Annotated in this window: 2 protein-coding genes and 1 pseudogene; 1 reads left to right on the top strand and 2 read right to left on the bottom strand. The window is 62.1% G+C overall.

Annotated features, from left to right (window positions below; all coding sequences use genetic code 11):
- Positions 1 to 589 (bottom strand): DUF1638 domain-containing protein (locus tag EOA29_RS37780; protein ID WP_127222478.1); only part of this gene is annotated, 589 nt, incomplete at its 3' end.
- 51 nt (positions 590 to 640) lie between these two features.
- Between EOA29_RS37780 and EOA29_RS37785 the strand changes: the two genes are divergently transcribed.
- The gene (locus tag EOA29_RS37785) at positions 641 to 775 is read left to right on the top strand and encodes an entericidin A/B family lipoprotein (RefSeq protein WP_036258641.1); all 135 of its coding nucleotides are present in this window, start codon (positions 641 to 643) and stop codon (positions 773 to 775) included.
- Positions 776 to 862: 87 nt separating this feature from the next.
- Here EOA29_RS37785 and EOA29_RS43545 read toward each other — a convergent pair.
- Positions 863 to 1,004 (bottom strand): annotated as a pseudogene (locus EOA29_RS43545) (cobalamin-binding protein); the annotation flags it as partial.

The following is a 1,004-nucleotide window of genomic DNA, read 5'->3' on the forward strand; positions in this document are numbered from 1 at the left end:
CGCCATAGCCGGTCGAGCGGCGCTCATAGGCGAGGCCGAGCAGGGCGGCGGCTTTCTCGGCAACCTTGTCCAGCTCCGGATCGTCGGTCTGGGCGAGATAGATCAGCTTCTCGTAATTGCCGAAATAGTCCTTGATCAGTTCGGGGTGTCGGTCGAGGCCGAGCGGCTTGATGAAGAAGGCATCGAACTGGCGGCAGAGGAAGTCGGTCATGTAGAACGACATCATGTCGTCGTCGGCGACCTTCGCATAGGCGTTCATGCCCTGGTAGAAGGCGAAGCAGTGCGGGCCTGCCATGCGCTCCACGCCATGCTTCTCGATCACGCGGTCGAGCAGGCCGCCGGTGCCGCAGTCGGCATAGCCGACGAAGATGTGCTTGTAGCCGTCCGCCTTGGCCTTCGCGATCGCCTTGTCCATCGCCGGTGCGATGCGGTCCGGATAGAAGTGGAACTCGGCCGGCAGGCAGGTCAGCTCGAGATGGTCGAGCTTTAGCTGTTGCTTGACGGCCAAAACTTCGCGCGCGATCATCCCGCAGGCGATGACGAGCAGCCTGTCTGTTTGATTCGGTTTCGTTTTTTGCGTTTTGACCAAGTCGGCCGGCTTTCGCTGCGGGGCTAATATCTGTCGAAGGAGACACCGTCCATGAAACTGCTACGCATCGCGCCGATGGCCATCCTTGCCTGCGCGCTTGCACTTACGGCCTGCGCCAACACCATTCGGGGCGTCGGCAAGGATGTCAAATCGACGGCAAGGGCGGTCAAAGACACGGTCAACTGATCGGCAGCCTCGTTCATCATCTGGGAACGAAAAAGCCGCGCTGCAAGGCGCGGCTTTTCTTGTCGGTCCATGCCGGGTGCCTTGGGATCAGGCCGAAGCGCGGACGTTGTGCTTGCGCTTCATGAAGTCCTTGGCGGTCTCGACCGCCACCGCCGCGTCGCGGCAATAGGCGTCGGCGCCGACGGCCTTGCCGAATTCCTCGTTGAGCGGCGCGCCGCCGACCAGCACC

It is taken from the genome of Mesorhizobium sp. M1E.F.Ca.ET.063.01.1.1 (assembly GCF_003998155.1).
Classification (GTDB): domain Bacteria; phylum Pseudomonadota; class Alphaproteobacteria; order Rhizobiales; family Rhizobiaceae; genus Mesorhizobium.